This window comes from Thermoplasmata archaeon (assembly GCA_035632695.1).
Classification (GTDB): Archaea; Thermoplasmatota; Thermoplasmata; order RBG-16-68-12; family RBG-16-68-12; genus RBG-16-68-12.
In genome coordinates, this window is sequence record DASQGG010000082.1 from 1 (window position 1) to 2,342 (window position 2,342).

Here is a 2,342-nt window from a genome sequence, read left to right on the forward strand (position 1 = left end):
CGGGGAGACGATCAAGCTCTCCGTGTCGCGGGAGATGCTCGGACGCGTGCTCACCGGCTCCGGCGAACCCGCCGACGGCGGCCCACCGATCCTGCCCGAGAAGCGCGTGGACATCAGCGGGGCAGCGATCAACCCCGTCTCCCGGGAGCACCCCGCGGAGTTCATCCAGACGGGCATATCCACGATCGACGGGCTGAACACGCTCGTGCGGGGGCAGAAACTGCCGCTCTTCTCCGGCGCTGGGCTGCCGCACAACGAGGTGGCCCTCCAGATCGCCCGACAGGCGAAGGTCCGCGGTTCCAAAGAGCCGTTCGGCGTCGTCTTCGCAGCCATGGGCATCACCCACGAGGAGGCGCGCGTGTTCATGAACGACTTCGAGCGCACGGGGGCGCTCAAACGAGCCGTCCTGTTCCTGAACCTCGCGGACGACCCCGCCGTGGAGCGGCTGATCACCCCGCGCATGGCCCTGACCGCAGCAGAGTACCTCGCGTACGAGGTCGGCATGCACATCCTCGTCATCCTCACGGACATGACGAATTACGCGGAAGCCCTGCGGCAGATCGGGGCCGCGCGGGAGGAGGTGCCCGGGCGCCGCGGGTATCCGGGCTACATGTACACGGATCTGGCCACGATTTACGAGCGCGCGGGACGAATCCACGGCCGTTCCGGCAGCATCACGCAGATCCCGATCATGTCGATCCCGGACGACGACTGGACGCACCCGATCGCGGACCTGACGGGTTACATCACGGAGGGCCAGATCGCGATCGCGCGCGACCTACACCGGAAGGGAATCTACCCGCCCGTGGACCCGCTGCCCTCCCTGTCGCGCCTCATGGACGCGGGGATCGGGAAGGATCGCACGCGGGAGGACCACAAGCAGGTCTCCGACCAGCTCTACGCGGCCTATGCGGAGGGCAAGGACGTGCGCGGCCTCGTGGCCATCGTCGGCAAGGAGGCCCTCTCGGACCGCGACCGGAAGATGCTCGAGTTCTCGGACCGGTTCGAGCAGGAGTTCATCCAGCAAGGATCCGAGGAGGACCGGACGATCGAGCAGACCGTCGACATCGGGTGGAACCTCCTCGCGACGATCGACGAGGCGTGGCTCACGAAGATCGACCGGAAGACGCTCGAGAAGTACCACCCCAAGTACCGCGCCGGAAGCGCAGCCCCGGCGGCAACCCCAGTGAAGGCGTGAGATGGTCCTCCAGAACTACAAGCCCACACGGTCCCAGCTGCTCCAGCTGCGACGGACGCGCCGCATGGCGGAGCGGGGCTACCGCCTTCTCAAGCTGAAGCGGGACGCGCTGATCGTGGAGTTCTTCCGGGTGCTCGACCGCGCGAAGACGCTCCGATCGAACCTCGCGGAGAAGTACCGCACGGCGGAGCAGCGCATCGTGATCGCCCGTGCGATCGAGGGCTCGATCGGCGTCCGCTCCGCAGCCCTTGCGAGCCGCGAGGTGCCCACCCTGGACCTAAGGACGAAGAACGTGATGGGAATCGTGGTCCCCAAGATCGACGCGAAGAGCGTGCGGAAGAAGCTCGAGGACCGCGGGTACGGCGTGATCACGACGTCCGCGCGGATCGATGAGGCCGCGGAGGCCTACGAGGCGCTCGTGGAGGACATCGTCGTCGCGGCAGAGATCGAGACGACCATGCGCCGCTTGATCGAGGAGATCGAGAAGGTCAAGCGCCGCGTGAACGCGCTCGAGTACCGCGTGATCCCCGAGCTCAAGTCGACCGAGGCGTTCATCCGCCAGCGGCTCGAGGAGATGGAGCGGGACAACTTCATGCGCCTGAAGCGGTTCAAGGCGATGTGATGGAGCGCCTCGAGAAGGCGTGGGCCAACCCCGAGCGCCGCGCGAGTCTCCTGAAGTGGATGTGGATCCTCTCGACGGGGTTCATGCTCCTCGGGTTCGCCGTGATGTTCTACCTGCTGTTCGTGCACCCGTAGCCGGTCAGGCTGCGCGCGCCCGGCCGTTGCGGTCCCCGTGGTACCGCAGGCGGGACACGAAGCGGCCCATGTACTCCTTGAGTCCGTGCAAGTCCTCGGGCGAACCGGACCAGTGCGCGAACGCGTCGCCGAAGTTGCGCTCGAGGTCCCCCATGAAGCGGTGGAGGTCTTTGCCAGCCCAGTTCGGGACGCGACCGGAATAAACCGCGGTCAGGTAGACGTGCCGCCCACGCTCGAGAAGCGTCGTCTTGCCACCCACCTCGAATCGCTTGAGCTCCCCGTTCTCTTCAGGGTCTTGATCGCGCAAGAAGGCCATGATTGCCGTGAGCATCCCCGAAAGAATATCCTCGTCCCGATCTGCGCGCATCCGGCGCGTGTTGTGCATAAT

At 66.3% G+C, this 2,342-nt stretch carries 4 protein-coding genes; 3 read left to right on the plus strand and 1 reads right to left on the minus strand.

What is annotated here, in order from left to right:
• The 3 genes from VEY12_06095 to VEY12_06105 all read left to right on the plus strand — a co-directional run.
• The coding region (locus tag VEY12_06095; GenBank protein HYM39698.1) for a V-type ATP synthase subunit B at positions 1-1,198 on the plus strand (1,198 nt) is incomplete at its 5' end.
• A 1-nt stretch (position 1,199) separates the two neighbouring features.
• Entirely contained in the window at positions 1,200-1,820 is a 621-nt protein-coding gene (locus tag VEY12_06100; protein HYM39699.1) for a V-type ATP synthase subunit D, read from the plus strand.
• Complete coding sequence (locus tag VEY12_06105) at positions 1,820-1,954, plus strand: hypothetical protein (GenBank protein HYM39700.1); 135 nt, start codon at positions 1,820-1,822, stop codon at positions 1,952-1,954. The genes VEY12_06100 and VEY12_06105 overlap by 1 nt, the downstream gene beginning before the upstream one ends.
• Positions 1,955-1,958: 4 nt before the next feature.
• Here VEY12_06105 and VEY12_06110 read toward each other — a convergent pair.
• A partial coding sequence (locus VEY12_06110; protein HYM39701.1) for a hypothetical protein occupies positions 1,959-2,342 on the minus strand: 384 nt, incomplete at its 5' end.

What these genes read in the sequence shown, in the direction of transcription:
- VEY12_06105 (HYM39700.1), top strand. Translation starts at nt 1,820, where the DNA reads ATGGAGCGCCTCGAGAAGGCGTGGGCCAACCCCGAGCGCCGCGCGAGT.
- VEY12_06100 (HYM39699.1), top strand. Translation starts at nt 1,200, where the DNA reads ATGGTCCTCCAGAACTACAAGCCCACACGGTCCCAGCTGCTCCAGCTG.